The 22741-nt window shown below is 33.5% G+C and carries 19 protein-coding genes; 16 read left to right on the top strand and 3 right to left on the bottom strand.

Annotated features, from left to right (window positions below; all coding sequences use genetic code 11):
* Positions 1 to 65: 65 nt before the first annotated feature.
* The 10 genes from FLAPXU55_RS05950 (at position 66) to FLAPXU55_RS05905 (ending at position 10940) form a co-directional block, all read left to right on the top strand.
* Positions 66 to 1205 carry an aspartate aminotransferase family protein gene (locus FLAPXU55_RS05950; RefSeq protein ID WP_180856958.1) on the top strand — a complete coding sequence of 380 codons (1140 nt, stop codon included), beginning with the start codon at positions 66 to 68 and terminating at the stop codon, positions 1203 to 1205.
* A 34-nt stretch (positions 1206 to 1239) separates the two neighbouring features.
* Positions 1240 to 1704 (top strand): thermonuclease family protein, encoded by a 465-nt coding sequence (locus FLAPXU55_RS05945; RefSeq protein WP_180856957.1) that lies wholly within the window; start codon positions 1240 to 1242, stop codon positions 1702 to 1704.
* A 40-nt stretch (positions 1705 to 1744) separates the two neighbouring features.
* Entirely contained in the window at positions 1745 to 2938 is a 1194-nt protein-coding gene (locus FLAPXU55_RS05940) for a glutamate-5-semialdehyde dehydrogenase (RefSeq protein ID WP_180856956.1), read from the top strand.
* A 210-nt stretch (positions 2939 to 3148) separates the two neighbouring features.
* Positions 3149 to 3910, top strand: coding sequence for a glutamate 5-kinase (gene proB / locus FLAPXU55_RS05935; protein ID WP_180856955.1), 762 nt, complete (start codon positions 3149 to 3151; stop codon positions 3908 to 3910).
* Positions 3911 to 3997: 87 nt separating this feature from the next.
* Entirely contained in the window at positions 3998 to 4945 is a 948-nt protein-coding gene (locus tag FLAPXU55_RS05930; protein ID WP_180856954.1) for an N-acetylornithine carbamoyltransferase, read from the top strand.
* 97 nt (positions 4946 to 5042) lie between these two features.
* A complete protein-coding gene (gene argB / locus FLAPXU55_RS05925; RefSeq protein WP_180856953.1) occupies positions 5043 to 5816 on the top strand; it encodes an acetylglutamate kinase in 774 nt (257 codons plus the stop codon).
* A 258-nt stretch (positions 5817 to 6074) separates the two neighbouring features.
* The gene (locus tag FLAPXU55_RS05920; RefSeq protein WP_180856952.1) at positions 6075 to 7145 is read left to right on the top strand and encodes a M20 family metallo-hydrolase; all 1071 of its coding nucleotides are present in this window, start codon (positions 6075 to 6077) and stop codon (positions 7143 to 7145) included.
* A 207-nt stretch (positions 7146 to 7352) separates the two neighbouring features.
* The gene (gene argH / locus FLAPXU55_RS05915) at positions 7353 to 8633 is read left to right on the top strand and encodes an argininosuccinate lyase (protein ID WP_180856951.1); all 1281 of its coding nucleotides are present in this window, start codon (positions 7353 to 7355) and stop codon (positions 8631 to 8633) included.
* A gap of 142 nt (positions 8634 to 8775) precedes the next feature.
* Positions 8776 to 9774 carry a DUF2157 domain-containing protein gene (locus tag FLAPXU55_RS05910; RefSeq protein ID WP_180856950.1) on the top strand — a complete coding sequence of 333 codons (999 nt, stop codon included), beginning with the start codon at positions 8776 to 8778 and terminating at the stop codon, positions 9772 to 9774.
* Positions 9771 to 10940 carry a hypothetical protein gene (locus FLAPXU55_RS05905; RefSeq protein WP_180856949.1) on the top strand — a complete coding sequence of 390 codons (1170 nt, stop codon included), beginning with the start codon at positions 9771 to 9773 and terminating at the stop codon, positions 10938 to 10940. The genes FLAPXU55_RS05910 and FLAPXU55_RS05905 overlap by 4 nt, the downstream gene beginning before the upstream one ends.
* Positions 10941 to 11095: 155 nt before the next feature.
* Here the strand turns inward: FLAPXU55_RS05905 and ytxJ are convergent, their stop codons facing one another.
* The gene (gene ytxJ, locus FLAPXU55_RS05900) at positions 11096 to 11485 is read right to left on the bottom strand and encodes a bacillithiol system redox-active protein YtxJ (protein ID WP_180856948.1); all 390 of its coding nucleotides are present in this window, start codon (positions 11483 to 11485) and stop codon (positions 11096 to 11098) included.
* A 206-nt stretch (positions 11486 to 11691) separates the two neighbouring features.
* Here ytxJ and clpB point away from each other — a divergent pair, with 206 nt between their 5' ends.
* The 5 genes from clpB (at position 11692) to FLAPXU55_RS05875 (ending at position 17937) form a co-directional block, all read left to right on the top strand.
* Positions 11692 to 14295: an ATP-dependent chaperone ClpB gene (clpB, locus tag FLAPXU55_RS05895; RefSeq protein WP_180856947.1), complete on the top strand. Its 2604-nt coding sequence runs from the start codon at positions 11692 to 11694 to the stop codon at positions 14293 to 14295.
* A gap of 357 nt (positions 14296 to 14652) precedes the next feature.
* Positions 14653 to 15537, top strand: a complete 885-nt coding sequence (locus FLAPXU55_RS05890; RefSeq protein ID WP_180856946.1) for a DUF808 domain-containing protein — start codon at positions 14653 to 14655, stop codon at positions 15535 to 15537.
* Positions 15538 to 15882: 345 nt separating this feature from the next.
* Complete coding sequence (locus FLAPXU55_RS05885; protein ID WP_180856945.1) at positions 15883 to 16296, top strand: hypothetical protein; 414 nt, start codon at positions 15883 to 15885, stop codon at positions 16294 to 16296.
* A 167-nt stretch (positions 16297 to 16463) separates the two neighbouring features.
* Entirely contained in the window at positions 16464 to 16880 is a 417-nt protein-coding gene (locus tag FLAPXU55_RS05880) for a hypothetical protein (protein ID WP_180856944.1), read from the top strand.
* Between the two features lie 166 nt (positions 16881 to 17046).
* Positions 17047 to 17937: a carbon-nitrogen hydrolase gene (locus FLAPXU55_RS05875; protein WP_180856943.1), complete on the top strand. Its 891-nt coding sequence runs from the start codon at positions 17047 to 17049 to the stop codon at positions 17935 to 17937.
* Positions 17938 to 18007: 70 nt separating this feature from the next.
* On the opposite strand, the gene FLAPXU55_RS05870 is transcribed toward FLAPXU55_RS05875, so the two are convergent.
* Positions 18008 to 19267, bottom strand: coding sequence for an OmpA family protein (locus tag FLAPXU55_RS05870; RefSeq protein WP_180856942.1), 1260 nt, complete (start codon positions 19265 to 19267; stop codon positions 18008 to 18010).
* Positions 19268 to 19469: 202 nt separating this feature from the next.
* Entirely contained in the window at positions 19470 to 20990 is a 1521-nt protein-coding gene (locus FLAPXU55_RS05865; protein WP_180856941.1) for a choice-of-anchor I family protein, read from the bottom strand.
* Positions 20991 to 21179: 189 nt separating this feature from the next.
* Here FLAPXU55_RS05865 and FLAPXU55_RS05860 point away from each other — a divergent pair, with 189 nt between their 5' ends.
* Complete coding sequence (locus FLAPXU55_RS05860; protein WP_180856940.1) at positions 21180 to 22220, top strand: agmatine deiminase family protein; 1041 nt, start codon at positions 21180 to 21182, stop codon at positions 22218 to 22220.
* Positions 22221 to 22741 lie beyond the last annotated feature (521 nt).

Here is a 22741-nt window from a genome sequence, read left to right as displayed (position 1 = left end):
CAGGTTTCACGTTCTGTACGTAACCTGAAACTTGAAACCTGAAACAAAATAAACAAAAAACAAAAATGAACTTATTCAACGTTTACCCATTATACAACATAACTCCAGTAAAAGCAGTCGATTGTACCATTATTGATGATAAAGGAGTAGAATATTTAGATTTATACAGTGGACATGGTGTGATTTCTATCGGACACACACAGCCGGATTATGTAGCAAAATTGAAGAATCAATTAGACCATTTAGGATTTTATTCGAATGCGATTCAGAATCCTTTACAGGTTGAATTAGCACAGAAATTAGGAAAACTTTCTGGTTTAGAAGATTACGAATTATTTTTATGCAGTTCTGGTGCCGAAGCCAATGAAAATGCTTTAAAATTAGCGTCTTTCCATAACGGAAAATCAAGAGTCGTTGCTTTTGATAATTCTTTCCACGGAAGAACTTCTGCGGCAGTTGCCGTTACAGATAACAAAAAGATTGTTGCGCCATTAAATGCACAGCAGGAAGTTACTTTTTTACCTTTAAATCAAATCGATTTAGTTGAAGCTGAATTGGCTAAAGGCGATGTTACAGCAGTAATTATCGAAGGAATTCAGGGAGTTGGAGGTTTAGACCAGGGAACAACTGAATTTTTTCAAGCGCTAGAAAAAGCATGTAAAAAACACGATGTTGTTTTGATTTTAGATGAAGTACAATCAGGATATGGAAGAAGCGGGAAATTCTTTGCGTTTCAACATCACGGAATCAACGCTGATATTATTTCAGTAGCAAAAGGAATGGGGAACGGATTTCCGGTTGGGGCGATTTTAATTTCTCCAAAATTCGAAGCAAGTTTCGGATTATTAGGGACAACTTTCGGCGGAAGCCATTTATCTTGTGCGGCAGGAATTGCAGTTCTTGATGTAATTGAAAAACTTGATTTACAAAAAAATGTAAATGAAGTTTATGAATATTTCTTAGAGAAAATCAAAGAAGTTGAAGGCATTAAACAAGTAAAAGGAAAAGGATTAATGCTTGGAGTAGAATTTGATTTTGATGTTGCCGCTTTAAGAAAGAAATTAATCATCGAAAAACACATTTTTACAGGAAGCGCAAACAACAAAAATCTGCTTAGAATTTTACCTCCATTAACTGTGAAAAAAGCTGATATTGATACGTTTGTAAAAGCTTTAAAAGAAAGTTTGGAAGAACTTAAAGCCTAATAATGTTAAAGGTATTTTAATTAAAAACACCAAAATGAAGAAAATTATCATTACACTGATTTTTGTTTTATTTTCAGCTAAGTCAATTGCTCAAGATCAATACAAAGGTAAAGTTGTTAAAATACTTGAAAATAATGTCATTCTTATTAAAGATAAAAAAAATAAACTCCATAAAGTTTATTTGGCTGGAGTTAAGACACCTTCAATAAAACAGTTATTCTATAAAGAAACAAATGAATTTTTATCGAAAGAATATTTAAATTTAGAAGTCTTGGTTAGAGTAAACAGTAGGGAAAGCAATAAAGTTTATGCATGGCTGATGTATGGTGATAATAAATCAGTATATGAAGATTTAATAGCTAATGGGCTTGCATGGATAAATGAGAAACAGCTTAGGAATGGATTTGTTGATCAGATTCAATATTATGCAAAAACAGATAAGAAAGGTATTTGGTCATTGGAGGATAAAAATAATCCTGCTCTTAATAATGTTAAGTAGATTGTTTAATAATAATTTCTAAAAACTACCAACTATAATTATGAATCCATTATCAATTGAAAAACGCAATCTGGTTTTGCGATCTATGGCAAAGATGGTCGAGCAGGAGCGGAGTCAGATTATCTTGACCAATCAGGAAGATCTTGCCGATTACGACGGTTCCGATTTAGCGATGGAAGAACGCCTAAAAGTAGATGATAAAAAAGTCGACGAAATGATTTTATCATTAAACCAATTGGCTTCACAAGAAGATCCCGTTGGCGTTGAGCGTTTTCATTTTACTCATGATAATGGAATAAAAGTCATAAATAAAACAGCCGCTTTCGGAACGATTTTAATCATTTATGAATCTCGTCCAGATGTTACAATAGAAGCTGGTGGAATCGCTTTTAAATCCGGAAACAAGATTTTATTAAAAGGAGGAAAAGAATCTTTAAAATCAAATTTGAAAATCGTAAGTCTTTGGCACAAAGCTTTAGAAGAAAACGGAGTTTCAAAAGACTGGGTTGAATATCTGAATTATAACAGAACAGAAACGCAGGCTTTTTTAGAAAAACCAAATCAAAAAGTCGATTTAATAGTTCCAAGGGGCGGAGAAAAATTAATTGAGTTTGTAAAAGCACACGCCACTTGTCCCGTAATTGTAAGCGGACGAGGAAATAATTTTGTTTACGTTCATGAAAAAGCAGATACAGATTTAGCTTTAAAAGTAATTCTAAATGCTAAAACTGCTAAAATTTCGGCCTGTAATGCTTTGGATAAAGTTTTAATAGATTCTAAACTACCAAATTTTGAAGGTTTCACAGCAATGTTGATTGAAGCTTTAATTGAAGCAAAAGTGGAAGTTATTGTAGATAAATCTTTAGCAAATTTCGAAAATACCAAAACACTTCAAAACGAAGATATTTGGTACGAAGAATTTTTAGATTATAAAATCGTAATTGGGACCATCGATTCTCAGGAAAATGCGATCGAAATGATCAATAAATATTGCGGTGGACATTCGGCAGCAATTATTTCAAGAGATAACGAAGCTGCTCAGCAATTTATGGAAGTGATAGACGCAGCCGCAGTTTACCAAAATGCATCAACAAGATTCACAGATGGCGGTCAATTTGGTTTAGGAGGAGAATTAGCGATAAGCACAGATAAATTGCATCAAAGAGGACCAATAGGCCTTCAACATCTCGTAACCAATAAATGGTACGTGTACGGAGAAGGGCAGATACGATAATTTTAGATTTTAGAGTTCAGATTTTAGATTGATGATTAACGATTTTTGATTTCAGATTATTGGAATTTGGAATTTATTTTTTGGAATTTAACTATATATAAAGCTTTGCTAACTTAGCGTTTGTAAACAAAAAAAATATAAAAAAAACCTTGCGCCTTTGCGTTAAAAATAACTTAGTGCCTTAGCGCCTTCGTGGCAAAAACAAAAGACATGGCAAAAAAACGGATTTTATTAAAAATAGGAAGTAATACTTTAACCAAAGAAACCAATCATATTTCGCGGGGAAAGATTGAAGACCTCGGAATACAGATTGCGGCTTTAAACGAAGAATATGAGTTTATCATCGTAAGTTCAGGAGCAATTGCGGCAGCGAAGCAATTTGTAAAACTGGATAATCAAGATAAAGATGTTTTTGTAAAGCAAGCTTTGGCTTCAATCGGACAGCCACATTTAATGCGGATTTACAATGAAAACTTTAAGGATTTAGGATTGAATACTTCGCAGTGTTTACTTTCTTATTCTGATTTTGAAAAAGAGCAGACAAAAAAGAACATTGTAAATACCATTAATGTATTGGTTAAAAACAATTACATTCCGATTATCAATGAAAACGATACCGTTGCCACAGATGAGATTCGGTTTGGAGATAATGACAAATTAGCTGCTTTAACGGCGGTTCTTTTAAATGTTGATATTCTGATTATTGCAACCAATACAAACGGAATTTATACGAAAGATTCTATTCACGATGAGATTCCGGAAACGATAAAATTAGTTAATGATTTAAAAACGCTTGAAAAAGAAATCGGCGAATCAAAATCATCACACGGAACAGGAGGAATGCAGTCTAAAATAGAAGCAGCTGGAATTGCAAAAGCAGCAAATATAGAAACCTGGATCGTAAATGGATTAAATGATAATTTTATTCTAAAAGCATTAAAGGACGAAATTCCGTTTACGAAAATAATCTAATGAGTCAATTAGAAAATTAGTTAATCAGATAATGCACAATTATCCAATTTTCTAATTATCATATTATCTAAATTAAACAAAAAAGACATGAATTATATTTCAATAAAAGACATAGACTCATTATCAAAATGGGTAAAAAGTGCGATCAAGATCAAAAAAGAGCCGCTTAAAAATAAAAAATTAGGTAAAAACAAAACCTTAGGAATGTTATTCTTCAATCCGAGTTTAAGAACGCGTTTGAGTACTCAAAAAGCGGCTTTAAACTTAGGAATGAACGTTATGGTAATGAATTTTACCAACGAAGGATGGACATTAGAATTCGAAGATGGAGCCGTGATGAATTCTGGCGCATCTGAACACATTAAAGAGGCGGCAGAAGTAGTTTCGCAATATTGTGATATCATCGCAATCCGTGCTTTTGCAGGTTTAGTTGATAAAGAAAAAGATTATCAGGAAACAGTAATTTCAGGATTTTTGAAATACGCAACAGTGCCAATTGTAAACATGGAAAGTGCTGTTCGTCATCCATTACAGTCTTTAGCAGATGCTATTACGATGGAAGAACACAAAACGAAACACAAACCCAAAGTAGTACTTTCTTGGGCGCCACATCCAAAAGCTTTGCCTCAGGCGGTTGCGAATTCATTCGTAGAAATGATGCAAATGCAAAAAGACATGGATTTTGTAATCACACACCCGGAAGGTTACGAACTAAGTCCGGAAATAACAAAAGACAGCAAAATCGAATACGATCAAAACAAAGCTTTTGAAAATGCTGATTTCGTTTATGTAAAAAACTGGAGTAATTTCAACGATTACGGAAAAGTAACCAACAGCGATCCAAACTGGACAGTTACAGCCGAAAAAATGGCTTTAACCAACAACGGAAAATTCATGCACTGTCTTCCAGTTCGTCGTAACGTAATTGTAAGCGACGAAGTTTTAGACGGGGAAAATTCAATCGTAATCGAACAAGCTAATAATAGAACGTATTCAGCACAATTAGTTTTACAAAAGATTCTTAAAAAAATATAATTTTTTTAAAGTTGCTAAGATTCTAAGCTACTAAGATGCTAAGAAACTTTGCGCAGAAAAAACTTAGTATCTTAGAATCTCAGAACCTTAGAATCTTATGAAAGTATCAGTAATAAAAATAGGTGGAAACATCATCGACAATCCAGCAGAATTAGAACAATTCTTAACCGATTTTTCTAAAATTGAAGGCTATAAAGTTTTAGTTCACGGCGGAGGAAAATCGGCTACAAAAATGGCGCAGAGCATTGGTTTGGTTCCGCAAATGATTGACGGACGCCGAATTACAGATGCTCCAATGCTTGATGTTGTGGTAATGATTTACGCAGGACAAATCAACAAGCATATTGTTGCACAATTGCAGGCAAAAGATAATAATGCAATTGGTTTTTCTGGAGCTGACGGAAATTTAATTCAGTCCACAAAACGAAATCACCCGACAATCGATTACGGATTTGTAGGCGATGTAAAACAAGTAAACACTAAATTACTGGCAACTTTATTAGAAGCAGGCGTTGTTCCTGTTTTCTGTGCAATTACGCACGATAAAAACGGACAATTATTAAACACAAATGCAGATACAATTGCAAGCGAATTATCAATTGCATTATCTGAAGTTTTTGATGTTACGTTGACATATTGTTTTGAAAAACAAGGCGTTTTACAAGACTCAGAAGACGATTCATCTGTAATAATAGAAATCAACGAAGCCTTATACAATAAACTAAAAGAAGAAAAAGTAATCCATTCCGGAATGATTCCAAAACTGGATAACTGTTTCAATAGTTTATCAAGAGGAGTACAGAAAATCAAAATTGGGCATCATAAAATGCTCCAAAATCCAGATATTCTGCATACAACGATTTCATTATAAAAGATGTTGCCATGAATTGACTCTAATTTTTTCTTTTAAAAGAGAAAATAATTTTAGACTTACATTAAAAAGTTTATTTTGATTTTAAATCTGTTACCAAAAAAATAATTTGTGAAAATTCGTGTAATTAGTGGCAAAAAAACAGCACTGCGCAGTGCTTTTAAAATTTAATTTTAGAAATTTGCGCAAATCAAAAATGTCACGATTTTTATTAAAAACTTTGTGACTTCGCGCCTTCGTGGCAAAGAAACCAAACTTATGAAAAGTATAAATACGCTTACCCAGGAAGCAATTAGTTTATTAAAAAGCTTAATCGAAACCCCTTCATTTTCAAGTGAAGAAGACCAAACGGCTTTGTTAATCGAAAATTGGTTCAATCAAAACGAGATTCCTTTCAAAAGAGAAAACAATAATGTGTGGGCTTTCAACAAGTATTTCGACGAAAACAAACCAACACTTTTACTAAATTCACATCACGATACTGTAAGACCCAATCAAGCTTATACTAATGATCCGTTTAAAGCAATCGAAAACGACGGTAAATTATTTGGTTTAGGAAGTAATGATGCCGGAGGATGCCTAGTTTCATTATTGGCAACATTCGTTCATTTTTACGAAAATCAAAACTTATCACATAATATTGTAATTGTGGCTTCCGCCGAAGAAGAAAGCAGCGGAAAAAATGGATTAAATAGTGTTTTAAAGCATTTACCGGAATTAGACTGCGCCATTGTTGGAGAACCAACATTAATGCAATTAGCCGTTGCAGAAAAAGGATTATTAGTTCTTGACGTAAAAGTAAAAGGAACTGCAAGCCACGCCGCACACCAAAACGATGATAATTCAATATACAAATCAATTCCCGTAATGGAATGGTTTAAAAACTATAAATTCGACAAAATCTCAGACGTTTTAGGTCCTGTAAAAATGACCGTAACACAAATCAGTGCAGGAAAACAACATAATGTAGTACCTTCAGAATGTGATTTAGTGGTTGATATCCGCGTAACAGATCGTTACACAAATGCTGAAATTTTGGAAGTTGTAAAAGCAAATGTAAATGCCGAAGTAACGCCAAGATCCATGCATTTAAACGCATCGTCAATTCCAGTTTCACACGGTTTGGTTCAGGCGGGAATTGCTTTGGGAAGAACAACTTATGGTTCGCCGACACTTTCCGATCAGTCGGTTTTGAGTTGTCAGTCTTTAAAATTAGGGCCTGGAGAAACTTTGCGGTCACATTCAGCAGACGAATTTATTTTTGTAAATGAAATTGAAGAAGGAGTCGATTTATATATCAAAATACTAACTGATTTTTTTAAATTATAATTGTCATCCTGAGCGTAGTCGAAGGATTTAGGAGCTAATCCCGCTATCCGTTCCAATCTTTTCCTGGCTAAAGAAGCCAGAAAAAGGATTTCCACTACTATCGGGGCTAGGACTCTCAGGAATTGAGAAACATTACGTAAAAAAAGAAACTTTGTGAATCTCTGAGCTTACTTTGAGTATCTCTGTGAAACAAAAAACATACATCTTATGAAACTTTGGGAAAAAGGAATACCAACAGATAAACAAATCGAACAATTTACCGTTGGAAACGACCGTGAACTGGATTTAGTTTTGGCAAAATACGATGCTTTAGGTTCAATCGCACATGCTAAAATGTTAGGTCAGATTGGTTTATTGACAACAGAAGAAACAACTTCGTTAGTTGATGCATTAAACGAAATCATAGCTGATATTGTAGTTGGAAATTTCGAAATCGAAGACAGTTTCGAAGACGTACATTCTAAAATAGAATATCTTCTAACGGTAAAATTAGGCGATGCAGGAAAAAAAATCCACACCGCACGTTCTCGTAACGATCAGGTTTTAGTAGACGTTCATTTGTATTTAAAAGACGAATTAAAAGCGATTAAAGAACAAGTAAAAACACTTTTTGATCTGTTGATGGAATCAGCAGAAAAGCATCAAAATGTATTATTGCCGGGCTATACACATTTACAAATCGCGATGCCATCTTCATTCGGAATGTGGTTTTCTGCTTATGCTGAAAGTCTGATTGATGATATTACAATGTTGAACGCCGCTTCAAAAATTGTAGACCAGAACCCGTTAGGATCTGCGGCAGGTTACGGAAGTTCGTTTCCAATCAACAGAACATTTACAACACAAGAATTAGGTTTTGAAACCTTAAAATACAATGCCGTTGCAGCACAAATGAGCCGTGGAAAAGCAGAGAAAACAGTTGCTTTTGCCATGACAAGCGTTGCAGGAACATTGTCAAAATTTGCAATGGACGTTTGCTTGTATATGAGCCAGAACTTTGATTTTATTGGTCTTCCGGCACATCTTACAACAGGCTCAAGTATTATGCCTCATAAAAAGAATCCGGATGTTTTCGAATTAATTAGAGGGAAATGCAATAAAATTCAGGCGCTTCCATACGAAATCACTTTAATCACAAATAATCTTCCAAGCGGATATCACAGAGATTTACAGCTTTTAAAAGAAGGTTTGTTTCCTGCAATTCAAACTTTAAAATCTTGTCTGGATATTGCTATATTTTCGATTAAAGATATTACGGTTAAAGATCATATTTTAGAAGATAAAAAATACGATTATTTGTTTACAGTAGATACTTTAAACGAAATGGTGGTTGAAGGAATGCCGTTTAGAGATGCTTATAAAGCAGTTGCTGAACAATTAGAAGCGGGAACATACAAATCCCCAAAACAAACAAAACACACGCACGAAGGAAGTATTAATAACTTATGCCTTGATGCGATTAAAAATAAAATGAAAGCCGCTTTCTAAAAGCTTATTTCCAGAATAATATGAAACCGATTTGCAGCTAATACAGATCGGTTTTTTTATTTCTTCAAATATATTTTTGAAACTTAAGAAAATTCGACCTAATTCTCTAAATTTGAGAATTGATCATTTTTAAAATAAAAACATGACGCAATTTGACGAACAGGCATCTCAAGGTCTTTTTGAGAAAAACTTAATTACCGAAAATCAGTTTCAGGAAATAAAAGAATATCGAAGCCTCAATATTTTCTCGCTTAATGTCGAATTAAAACTGTTACTTTCGATTTCGGTTTTAATGTTCACATCCGGAATTGGAATTCTTATTTATGACAATATTGACAGCATTGGACATATTGCACTTCTGGCGATTTTGTTTGTTCTTATTTGTGGTTGTTTTTATTACTGTTTTAAAAATTCCAAAGGTTTTCAAAAAACAGAAACCACAACAGAAAGTCATTTTCTGGAATATATAGTTTTAACAGCAAATGTTCTCACCTGTATTTTTATAGGATATCTTCAGTTTCAATATGAAGTATTTGGAACACATTATGGTTTAGCGACTTTAGTTCCCACAATTGTCAGTTTCTTTTGTGCTTATTATTTTGATAATAAAAGTGTTCTTACGATTGCCGTTACAGGTTTGGCAGCTTACGTTGGACTTTCGGTAACGCCTCAGGATATTTTTAACAGCAATAATAACTTTTATGACAATCAAAGTTTGAGTTATTCTGCAATTATGCTTGGATTTTTATTGATTCTATGGACAGTTTATAGTTTTAGAATTAATTTAAAAACACATTTTGCGCTTGTCTATCTCACATTTGCTTTGCATATTATAAGTATTGCATCAATAAGCAATATGGTTAGTGAAGATATTATATGGCTTCTTTTCTCTTTAATTTTAGCAGGTTCATCTGTTTATTTTTATAAAATAAGCCATCAGCTCAAAGCGATTTCACTATACATTTTTATGATTGTTTACGCCTACATTGGCATTAATATTTTCATATTTAGAATTTTCGAACATATTGATTTTGGCGATATATGGGTATTATTTATAATGATATTACCAGTTTATTTTATTGGCTCGATAGTATTGTTTATAAAACTGATTAAAAACTTCAATAAAGAAATAGCCGAATGATAGTACACGATAAAAATTTACTAAATAATTTATTTTTAACTCAAGAAGCTGATTCCCTTGAAAGCGGAGGGTTTATAAGTAAAGAGCAAAAAAAAATAATTAGAAATCAATTACCATCTTTCAAAATCCAAAATAACATTTTAGTTCGTTTAGGATTTTTTCTGCTGGGATCATTTCTATATTCATCGATTTGCAGCTTTATCTCTTTAATTGCATTATCAGGCGCGGAATCTTTTTTTAAAATTTGTTGCTTTCTTTTTGCAGGTGTTGGTATTGCAGGTGCTGAATTTTTGTCGAATAGCAAATATTACAGACACGGCTTAGACGATGCTTTTATTTTAGGAATACTTTTAAATGTAGGCGGAGCAGTTTTTATACTTACAGAAGATTTTGAAACTGGATTAACTCCCGCTATTTTTGTTGCCATTGCTTCTTTTTTAACCTATAAAAGATACCTGCATCTACTTTCTATGCTTGTTTTTTGCTTGGCAGGTTCAGCAGTTTTATTTTTCGGTCTGTTTGAAATTGGAGATATTGGTAAAACAATTTTACCTTTTGTGGCAATGCTGGCTTCAGCAGGATTTTATTTTTTTACAAAACAAAAGATCAAGAATTTAAAAGAAGTTTACTATTACAACGGACTTTTATTAGCCAATAGTTTCTGTTTAATTCTGTTTTATCTTTCCTGTAATTATTTGGTTGTAAGAGAACTTTCTGCAGAACTTTTAGGAATTGATGTTCAGCCCGGACAGGATATTCCGTTTGCTTATTTCTTTTACGCATTTACGTTTATAGTTCCAGTTGTATATTTGGTTCAGGCTTTAAAAACGAAAGACAGAGTCATGCTTTGGATAAGTTTTGGAGCAATAGCTTTTACTGTTTTTACCATTCGATTTTATTATTCGGTTTTACCAATTGAAGCTGCATTGACTATTGGCGGATTAGTGATGTTTGTAATTGCTTATTTCTCCATACAAAAATTAAAAAATAAAGAATCCGGATTAACTTTTAAACCAGACAGAATCAATCATTCAACAGCAATTTTAAATGCTCAGGCTTTAATTGTTGCTTCAACTTTTGGCATGAAACCAGAAGTTAAAACGGAGTCGCCAATGGATTTTGGAGGAGGAGGATTTAGCGGCGGCGGATCTGGAGAAAGCTTTTAAATTAGGTTTGCCACAGATTATAAAGATTAAAATGATTTTCTAATCTTTGTCAAGTCGCCACGAATTACACAAATTTACACAAATCAATTCGTGAAAATTTGTGTAATTCGTGGCTAAAAAAGAATCATTTTAATCCTTTTAATCTGTGGCAAAAACTATACTTTACTTTTCAAAGCTTCAGCATCGATATCACTGTGAGAAACATTGTAAACTGCTTTTCCGTTTTTGATTAAAATTAATTGCGGCGATTCATGGTAAACCCCAAATTTACTTGCAATTTCATTAGAAATATCTCTATGTGCAATTAGATCAAGAAAATAAGCATCAACAACTTCTTCAAGATCAAACTCTCTCTCAAATTGTTTCAATGCCATACGGCTGATACTGCATCTTGTACTGTGTTTAAAAATTACAACAGGTTTTTCATTAGATATGGCTTCGATTTCCATTAATTGATGAATATCGGTCAATTCAGTCCAATTAACTTTACTTTTTGGAGCATCTGAATTCTCAGAACTTCCGAAGATTGAATTTAAAAAACTCATATTTGGCTTGTTTTATGACTTTTTGACATCTAAAACTGATTAAAATCAGATTTTTTACGTCATTTTGTCTTTGTTTTTACTGTGGAATATAATTTGAATATTAGAAAACAAAGTTAAATCTTTTGAGTTAAAAATGTACCTCAATAAGTTGTAACTTTAATGTAATCGAATATTTAAAAACAAAAATCAATCAAATCTTAAAAAATATGAACATAAATAAATTTACTATTAAATCGCAGGAAGCCATTCAATTGTCGCAGCAATTAGCGCAGCGAAATGGCCAGCAGCAAATTGAAAATGAACACATTTTCAAAGCAATTTTTGAAGTTGATGAAAACGTCGCGCCGTTTATTTTAAAGAAATTAAACGTAAATGTGCCTTTGTTTTTACAAATTTTAGACAGTACAATTCAGAGTTTTCCAAAAGTTTCAGGAGGTGACATTTTACTTTCCAGAGATGCAAACAAAGCTTTGAATGAAGCAGAAATCATTGCACAAAAAATGAACGACGAATACGTTTCGATAGAACATTTAATTTTGGCAATTTTTGATTCAAAAAGCAAAGTATCTCAAATTTTAAAAGATCAGGGAGTTACCGGAAAAGGTTTAAAAGCCGCAATCGAAGAATTACGTAAAGGTGAAAGAGTAACTTCTGCTTCTGCCGAAGAAACCTATAATTCATTAAATAAGTACGCTAAAAATTTAAATGAATTAGCGCGTACAGGAAAACTGGATCCGGTAATTGGCCGTGATGAAGAAATTCGTCGTGTATTGCAGATTTTGACCCGTAGAACAAAAAATAATCCAATGCTTATTGGTGAACCCGGAGTTGGTAAAACCGCAATTGCAGAAGGTTTAGCGCACAGAATTGTTGATGGAGACGTTCCGGAAAACCTAAAAGATAAAATCGTTTTCTCATTAGATATGGGGGCTTTGATCGCCGGAGCAAAATTTAAAGGAGAATTTGAAGAACGTTTAAAATCAGTTGTAAAAGAAGTTACCGCTGCCGAAGGAGATATCGTTTTGTTTATTGATGAAATTCATACGCTAGTAGGCGCGGGTGGAGGTGAAGGTGCAATGGATGCTGCTAATATCCTGAAACCAGCTTTGGCCCGTGGAGAGTTGAGAGCAATTGGAGCTACAACTTTAGATGAATATCAAAAATATTTTGAAAAAGATAAAGCGCTTGAAAGACGTTTCCAAAAAGTACTAATCGACGAACCGGATACGGAAAGTGCGATTTCAATTTTACGCGGAATTAAAGAGAAATACGAAACGCACCATAAAGTACAAATTAAAGATGAGGCGATTATTGCCGCTGTTGAACTTTCGCAGCGTTATATTACAAACCGTTTTTTACCGGATAAAGCGATTGACTTAATGGACGAAGCGGCTTCGAAACTTCGTATGGAAATCAATTCAAAACCGGAGGAATTAGATGTTTTGGATCGTAGAATAATGCAGTTGGAAATCGAGATAGAAGCCATTAAACGTGAGAAAGAAGAGAGCAAACTGAAAATCCTGCACATGGATTTGGCAAACCTGAAAGAAGAGCGCAACGAAATCTACGCAAGATGGAAATCTGAAAAAGATATTGTTGATGGAATTCAGGCTGTAAAATTAGAAATCGAAGATTTTAAATACGAAGCAGAACGTGCAGAACGTGATGGAGATTACGGAAAAGTAGCCGAAATTCGTTACGGAAAAATAAAAGAAGCACAAGAACGTCAGGAAGCATTGCAAAAACAATTATTGGAATTTCAATCAGGTAATTCTTTAATTAAAGAAGAAGTAACAAGAGAAGATATTGCAGAAGTTATAGCAAAATGGACTGGAATTCCGGTTATGAAAATGCTTCAGACAGAAAGAGAAAAACTATTGCATCTTGAAGATGAATTACACAAACGTGTAGTAGGTCAGGAAGAAGCAATTGAAGCTGTGAGTGATGCCGTTCGCAGAAGCCGCGCCGGTTTGCAGGATATGAAAAAACCTGTTGGAACATTCTTATTTTTAGGAACAACCGGAGTTGGTAAAACAGAGCTGGCAAAAGCATTAGCAGAATATCTTTTTGATGACGAAAATGCAATGACTCGTATTGACATGAGCGAGTATCAGGAACGTCACAGCGTGAGCCGTTTAGTTGGTGCGCCTCCGGGATATGTAGGTTATGATGAAGGTGGTCAATTGACTGAAGCTGTTCGTAGAAAACCATATTCAGTTATTTTGTTAGATGAGATCGAAAAAGCACATCCGGATACGTTCAATATTTTATTGCAGGTTTTAGATGAAGGTAGATTAACTGATAATAAAGGCCGCCTTGCTGATTTCAAAAACACGATTATCATTATGACATCTAATATGGGAAGTCATATTATTCAGGAAAAATTTGAAAACCTAAAAGGAAGCGTTGAAGCTGCCACAGAAGCTGCTAAAAATGAAGTTTTAGGATTATTAAAACAAACCGTTCGTCCTGAATTTATAAATCGTATAGATGAAATTGTAATGTTTACGCCGCTTACAGTAGATAATATTTCAAAAATTGTAAGCCTGCAATTAAAGAGCGTTACAAAAATGCTGGCATTGCAAGGAATTACAATGGATGCAACTCCAGAAGCAATCGCTTACTTGTCAGACAAAGGATATGATCCGCATTTTGGTGCAAGACCTGTAAAACGTATTGTTCAGAGAGAAGTTCTGAATCAATTGTCAAAAGAAATTCTTGCAGGAAATATAACAACAGACAGCATCATCTTACTGGATGCTTTCGACGGGAAGCTGGTTTTTAGAAATCAAACACAACCCGTACTATAATTTGTTTGGTTAATTATTTTTTTGAGGAGGAAACACCAGTCGAAAGGCTGGTGTTTTTTTATATCCGTGAATAATGAAACTTTTTTCAAAAGTCATATAAACAGAAATTCTGATTTAATTCTCAAATTTACTATAACATAAAATTTAATTATCATGAACAATATATTTAGAGGATTAATCGCCGGATATGGAGCGAAAAAATTAGGCGGCGGATGTTTTGGAACTATACTCGTATTTGTAATTATCTGGCTATTATTAGGTCAGTGCAGTTAAAAATTAAATCCATCAAATCATTAAAAACATCAGCATAAAAAGTCTTAAATTCGCACAACTAAATTTAAACAAAGACAAAATATAATGGCATCAGGTTTTTTCGTACTATTAGACGATATCGCAGCAATTATGGACGATGTTGCAGTAATGAGTAAAGTTGCAGCAAAAAAAACAGCTGGTATTCTGGGTGATGACTTGGCAGTTAATGCTGAGAAAGCTTCTGGGTTTGCTTCATCAAGGGAGCTTCCTGTATTGTGGGCAATTAGTAAAGGTTCCCTCCTTAACAAAATTATTATTTTGCCTGTCGCTTTTCTATTAAGTGCATTTTTTCCTGTTGCAATCATTGTAATTTTGGTTCTTGGAGGACTTTTCCTGGCTTATGAAGGAGCCGAAAAAATATACGAATTTATTTTCCCTCATGAACATGAGGAATCAGAAGGAATTACCGAAGAAGTTCTAACAGAAGAACAAATTTTAGAAGCCGAAAAAGGCAAAATAAAATCAGCAATCGTAACCGATTTTATCTTATCTGTCGAAATCGTAATTATAGCACTGGGAACTGTAATAGGCAAGCCTATTACACAACAAATTATCGTAACATCAATCATTGCAGTAATCGCAACTATAGGAGTTTATGGTATTGTAGCCCTAATTGTTAGAATGGATGAAGCAGGGTATAAGCTTATTAAATTTAGTAAAAGAGAAAAAAGCATATCAAAATTCATCGGGAACATTTTAGTTAAAGCACTTCCATTAGTTATTAAAAGTCTAACCGTAATTGGTACAATAGCTTTGATATTAGTTGCCGGAGGTATTTTTGTGCACTACATTCCATATTTCCATCATTTATCTGAAGAAATTAAGATTCCTTCCATTATAAAAGAATTTGTAATTGGATTGGCTTTAGGGCTTGTTGTTTTAGGATTTGTGAATGTCTTTAAAAAGATTTTTAAAAAGAAAAAACAATAGTCTAAAAATAACATCATATAATTTATGAAACACCAGTCGAAAGACCGGTGTTTTTTTTTGAAGCAGAATTATCAATTTTCAAAATACCTATTGTCCCGCTATCCACTATGTCTTTTATGGTCTCGTAAAAAAACGAGACCATAAAAGGATGTCGTTTCTATCGGGGCTAAACGAGATTTTTTTGTTTTTCATAAGAAATTATGCTTCTTTTTAAAAATATTTTTATCGGATAAGTTTCTCAATTACAAAAGTTTACTCTTTTTATTCTCCAAATTAACATTCGGCTAAAGCAACCATTTTATTTATCCCACATCTTCATATTATAACATTAAATTATTATTTTATATGAAAAGTTTTAAATTAAAATTAGTTTTAGTAGTTTTATTCTTGTCAATTGCATTTGTTTCATGTAATAATGATGACGACGAGAAAACAGTAAACGATTCAGTCTCAAAAGCAGCATTAGTTACAGGAATTAGTGGACCAGCTACAGGAAAAGTGAATGACGAATTAAGCTATGAAGTAACTTACGTTGTTGATAATGCTTGTGGAGAATTCGATAAAATTTCTGAAGTAAAAATTGGAGCCGTTAATGGATTACAAGTTATAGCGAAATATCCAACAGGAGTTTGCACGCAGCAAGTTCCAGATCCTAAAAAAACAGTTTATAAATTTAAAGCAACTGCAAAAGGAACTGTTGAAATCAAATTCAAAAAATCAGAAACAGAATTCATAACTAAGTCAGTTGTTATAGACTAATTCTGAGTTGATTACTTTAGGTGGTAAAACCATTTTGCAGACGTTTAATTTTTAAACTGATGTAAAATGGTTTTTATTTTTAAGAAATTATAAAAATTTAGCATTTTTTCAAGCAACCTTTGTACTTTAGCCTCATCTTATAACAATAAACAATTAATTAATTTTATATGAAGATTTTTAAATTACAGTCAGTTTTAGCAGTATTATTTTTATCTGTTTCTTTGGTTTCATGCAGTAGTGACGATAATAATGGTAAAGAAACAACCGAAACTACTTCTAGAGCAGCAAATGTTACGGCAATCAGCGGACCTGCGACAGGGAAAGTAAATGTCGAAATTAATTATGAAATATCTTTTATTGTAGATAATGCTTGCGGTCAATTTGATAGAATCGCTGATATATCACTGGGTAAGGACACAGGATTTCAGGTAGAAGCAAAATATCCTAATACAACTTGTCCAAACCAAACACCTACTGCTTTGCATACAACATATACTTTTTTGGCACCATCAAAAGGAACTTATGTTATCAAATTCAAAAAGTCAGAAACAGAATTCATAACTAAGTCAGTAGTTATCGATTAATTTACCTGAATTTTTGGGTTGAAAAACCATCTTGCAGCAATTTAATTTAAGTTGATGTAAGATGGTTTTTTATTTAAAGATATCTACACATTTAATTATATTATAAAATACCGCGCTTTTGCCATTCCTTTAAAATTTACTATTTTTGCACTCTAAATTTTATGTCATGTCGAAAAGAAAATATAAAATATCGGTAATTCAGTTAAACCTGAATGATGTAGCCGAAAATAATTTAAAAAAATGTATCAGCTGGGTAAGAGATGCGGCAAGTCAAGGCGCAGAAGTTATCTTACTTCCTGAATTATATAGCAGTCATTATTTCTGCCAAAGCGAAGATGTAGACAATTTTGCATTAGCAGAACCGCTTTACAGCACTTCATTTATTGCTTTTAGCGAATTGGCAAAAGAACTTGGAGTAGTAATTATTGTTCCTTTCTTCGAAAAAAGAATGGCAGGAATTTACCATAACAGCGCTTATATCATCGATACAGATGGTACAGAAGCTGGTTTATACCGTAAAATGCACATTCCAGACGATCCGCACTTTTATGAAAAATTCTATTTTACGCCAGGTGATTTAGGTTTCAAGGCAATCGAGACTAAAAAAGGAACGGTTGGAACATTAATCTGCTGGGATCAATGGTATCCGGAAGCGGCTCGTATTACAGCTTTAAAAGGTGCTGAGGTTTTATTTTATCCAACAGCAATTGGATGGCATCCAAAAGAAAAAGAACAATACGGAGAAAATCAATACGGAGCATGGATGAACGTAATGAAAGGCCACGCCGTTGCAAATGGTGTTTTCGTTGCGGCAGCAAACCGAATTGGTCTTGAAAAATATCTTGAAGGAACAGAAGGAATCCAATTTTGGGGAGCATCATTTATTGCTGGCCCGCAAGGAGAAATATTAGCGCAGGCATCTCACGATAAAGAAGAAATATTAATTGCTGAGGTTGACTTAGATTTACAGGAAAATGTTCGTCAAAACTGGCCATTCTTTAGAGATAGAAGAATTGATGCTTTTGGAGATATTACAAAAAGAGCAATCGATAAATAATTTATCTTTATATAAAATAAAAAGGCGGTTTCAATAATTTGAAACCGCCTTTTTTAATGTAATATATAATTTACTTTACCTGAAAAGTAACTCTTCTCACGATTTGACGTGCCTCTTTTGAATTTTTGTTTACTGAAGTATCTTCTCCGTTCGCAATTACATTCAATCTTGAAGCATCAATTCCCGCATTAACAGCAACTTTCTTCACAGCTTCAGCTCTTTTTCTTGACAACTCAGTATTGTAGCTTGTTTTTCCAATTTCGTCAGCGTAACCCACAATATCTGCAGATTTTCCAGGATTATTTTTTAGATATTTCACTAAGAAATCAACACCAGATAAAGAAGCGTTTGTTGGTTTAGACGAATTAAAATCGAAATAAACATTTACATATCCTCCATTAATTAATTCTTCTACAGTGCTGTTTGTTGCACCTTTACCGTTTTGTCCGTATGTTTTCTCTAAATAGCTTTCCAATTCATCCGGTACACCATTTTGATTATTGTCAATAGATTGACCTTTTGTATTTACAGCCACTCCGGCAATTGTATTTGGTTCTAAATCATATAGATCAGCGACACCATCTTTATCACTGTCAATAAGACCAGTTTCAATAGTAGTAACTCTGTCTTCTAATTTATTTAGCCTTTCATTTTCTTCAGAATACCAGTCAGCATGTTTTTCATTTTTACCTAAGTAGAAAGTCAAACCAACAGATGCATTCAATAAAATACCATCAAAAGAATCGGTTGTAGTATTTCCCATTCCGTCAAAATTCCAGTTTTGTCTTCCGTTAATAATTCCGGTAAGATCACCAGTCAAAGCAACTCGGTTACTTAATTTAATTTGTCCTGTCAAACCTGCGATTCCATGCGCCATATAATCCTGACCGCCAAAACCGGTTTCAGTACTAATTTGCGAAACTCCAAAACCTCCATGAGCCAAAATCCCAATAGTATTTGTCCATGTTTCAAAATTTAAGGCGCGTCCAACATTAATAACCCCTTGTAAACTTGCACGTACATATCGGCTTTCAAAATCAGGAGTATTGTCTTTTTCTGTAAATTGATCGTATCCAACATCTAACTTTACACCAAACTTTGGATTAAACATATATCTTACACCTAAATCACCATGAAACAAATTCAGGCTTTCAGTAGCATATCCCGGAGTCATGGCTCTTGTTGGTTTATTAACACCACCATTTAATTCGATAGACCATTTGTTATATTCTGGCTTTTCAATACTTGGTGTTGTAGACGTTGTAGTCATTTGTGCATTTGCAGCGAAGGCTAATAGTAAAAGAGATACAGATGCTAATTTCTTTTTCATAATATCAAAAAATTTAATTCGGCTTTTATTTAAACTCTTAGCAAAAGTAGGGCTGGCATTTTTGGAATGTGTTGTATCCCGTCTTACATAATTCCCATTGTTTTGTCTAAGAATCTGAAAATACATTAATTAAACTTTTGTTTTTAGCAAAAAAAAAGGGTAAAATCTAAATTTCACCCTTTTTTGAATTTTAAAATACTGGTTATTTTAAATCTGGCTGATATATTTTTATAGTTCCATCGCCTTCGCTGCTCACTACAACTAAACTTCTTTTAGTTGGACTTTTTGAAGCAGGAATAAAAAGTACACCTTCTGGAGCATCACCCGTTTTTACAGTTTGTAAATATTGAGGTGAAGCAGGATTTGTAACATCATAAGTCATAAAAGCATCAGATCTTTCAAGACCAACAAACAAAATATTCTGATTTCCCATTTTGGCAACAACTACAGCTTCTGGCTCAGAACCTTTATCATCGCTTCGTTTGTCATCGTAAGTTCCTAATTCATTCGTTTTTTTGTCAACATCATTTTTACTGTCATAAACAATTTTTCCAGTGTTTTCATTCCAGATAGAAAATGATCTTGCACCAAAACTTACCATTTCATCTAAATCTCCATCACCATCAGTATCTCCCATATCAGTAATAAGATTCAATCTTCCTAAATTAGCATCTAATTTTAAAGTAGCAGCATCAGGAAAAACCGTTGCATCAAGCTTTAAGCTTTTCATACGTTTAATATCCGTATAAGCATCATATTCTCTTGCATCACCTTCATTAGCAGTAACAAAATAAGGAACATTATTAGATGAAAAATGACTGATAGCATCCGGCATATATAATCCTTTAACTTTCCATGGGCTAAATGCAATTTTATCGTCACTATCACTTACATCAATAGCATTTTCTGCCGTATTGTAATCTTTTAATCCTAAAGGGTAAATTGCAATAATAGTTTTTGAAGTCAAATCTACTTTTGCAACACCATTGTTTTCCTGCAAAGTTACCCAAGCCGTTTTTGAATCATCAGAAATTGTAATGTATTCTGGTTCAATATCCTGAGCAAAGCTTTTAGCAAACTTAGAAATTCTGAATCCGTCTTTAGCTAATGCCGCAGCCTGACTGCTGAAAGAAGCAAAATCAAGAGTTGTAACAGTATAATTACTAGTTTCGATAATAGAAATAGTTCCGTTTGGATCTTGAGAATAATCAGTATTTGGCTCACCTTCATTAGCAGTCATAATATATTTTCCGTCAGCAGAAAATGTAATCATATCTGGCAATGCACCAACTGTAACTTGTTTTATTAAGCTGTAATCGCTTGTGTTAAAAACAACAACTTTTCCGTTTCCTTGTTTGTTTGTAGTTGATTCTAAAGCAACAGCCAGTTTCCCATCAAAAACAGAAACACTATTTGAAGCACCTTCATAAGCAGCTAAATCAATTTTGCCAATTTTAACCGGTTTTGTTGGATCAGCTAAATCAATAACATCAATTTGATTCGTTCCACTGTTATTTACAGTAAAAAGTCTTTTTGTTTTTTCGCAGTAAGCAGAGATTTCAGCGGCAGCAGCATCTCCAATTTTAATTGAACCAATTTCTTTAAAAGTGGCAGGATTTTCATTTACAACAACTTCTTGTTCTTCGTTGTTAGAGTTTTCATCGTTATTACAGCTAGTCATTAAAAATAAAGCTGCTAATAAGGATAGAGTTACTTTTTTCATTTGTTAGTGTTTTAGTTTTTGCCAAATGTAATTAGCCAATCCCGGTCGAATATTAAGCCTTCATTATTTAATCTTTAACTTAATTTTTGGAAGATATTCTTTGTGAAATAATACATGATTTTTATTCAGATGTTTTAAAATCCTAACGAATGCTTATCTTTGTACACTTTTAAAAATTAGAACTTTTTTATGGCAGCAAATAATAGAAGATTTCCAGCAGAGTGGGAAAAACAACAAGGCATTGTATTATGTTTTCCGCATAACGGTAACGACTGGCCGGGAAAATATGAAGCAGTTCAATGGGCTTTTGTAGAATTTATTAAAAAAGTAGCCACTTTTGAAACTGTTTTTTTGGTCGTAGCCGATGAAAAGCTAAAAGAAAAAGTAGCCGAAATGCTTGAAAGAGCTCGTGTTAATATTAAAAATGTTTCCTATATAATCCATAAAACAAACAGAAGCTGGATGCGTGATTCCGGGCCGATTATTGTGAAAAATGGTTCAAAAAGAGAAGCTTTAAATTTCAACTTTAACGGCTGGGCAAAATATAAAAACTATCAATTGGATAAATTTGTTCCGGGCAAAGTGGCTGATTTTATTGATGTGCCGTTAACTCAGGTTACATATAAAGGAAAACCTGTAATCGTGGAAGGCGGTGCAATTGATGTAAACGGAAAAGGAACTTTATTGACTTCTGAAGAATGTTTAATGCATCCAACAATTCAGGTTAGAAATCAAGGTTTTACCAAAGAAGATTACGAAGCTGTTTTTAAAGAATATCTAGGAGTTACCAATGTTATCTGGCTTGGAGATGGAATAGAAGGTGATGATACACACGGACACATCGACGATTTATGCCGATTCGTTAATGAAGATACAATCGTAACTATTGTTGAAACGGATAAAAACGATTCAAATTATAAACCTTTACAAGATAATTTGAAACGTTTACAAAACGCAAAACTAGAAAACGGAAAATCGCCGGTTATTGTAGCATTGCCAATGCCAAAACGTGTAGATTTTGAAGATTTAAGATTACCGGCAAGTTATGCTAATTTCTTAATTTTAAATAATTGCGTTTTAGTGCCGACATTTAATGACAGTAACGATCGTGTAGCTTTAAATATACTTTCAGAATGTTTTCCAGACAGAGAAGTAATCGGAATAAGTTGTATAGATTTCATCTGGGGATTCGGGACACTGCATTGCTTAAGCCAACAGATTCCGGCTTAATTTATTTTTGCTACGAAGGCACAAAGACACAAAGTTTTTTGAACTGCTTTGTCAGGCTGAGCGAAGTCGAAGCCTCGTAAAGTGTAGAAAAAGTTAAAAGTAATATTTGTCATTTCGACGAAGGAGAAATCTCCGCAAGTAACTCTGCAACAATTAATCTTTGTCGAGCTTCTCGTGGAGATTTCTCCTTCGTCGAAATGACAAAAATGGGGAAACTTTGCGCCTTCGCGACTTTGCGAGATTAAAAACATTCAGATAAAAAAATCATTTTAATTCTTTTAATCTGTGGCAAAAAAAGACATAAAAAAAACCTTGGCGATAACCAAGGTTTTTTATTTTCTATATATGTCTTGTCCTGAAATAGCGATACAAAAAAAAGATCGTTATGGAAAAACAAACAAGTTATGTTAAGCGAAGCCAGCGAGATAAATTTTTTAATATACTCAGGGCTAATCACTTATTGATACAGCCCAAAAGAAGCTACCATATAACAACAAACTCTCATCATCGCTTTAAAAAGC

It is taken from the genome of Flavobacterium panici (genome assembly GCF_903819335.1).
Taxonomy (GTDB): domain Bacteria; phylum Bacteroidota; class Bacteroidia; order Flavobacteriales; family Flavobacteriaceae; genus Flavobacterium; species Flavobacterium panici.
Note: the sequence above shows the minus strand (reverse complement) of the source record. Positions and strands in the feature narration are given on the sequence as shown.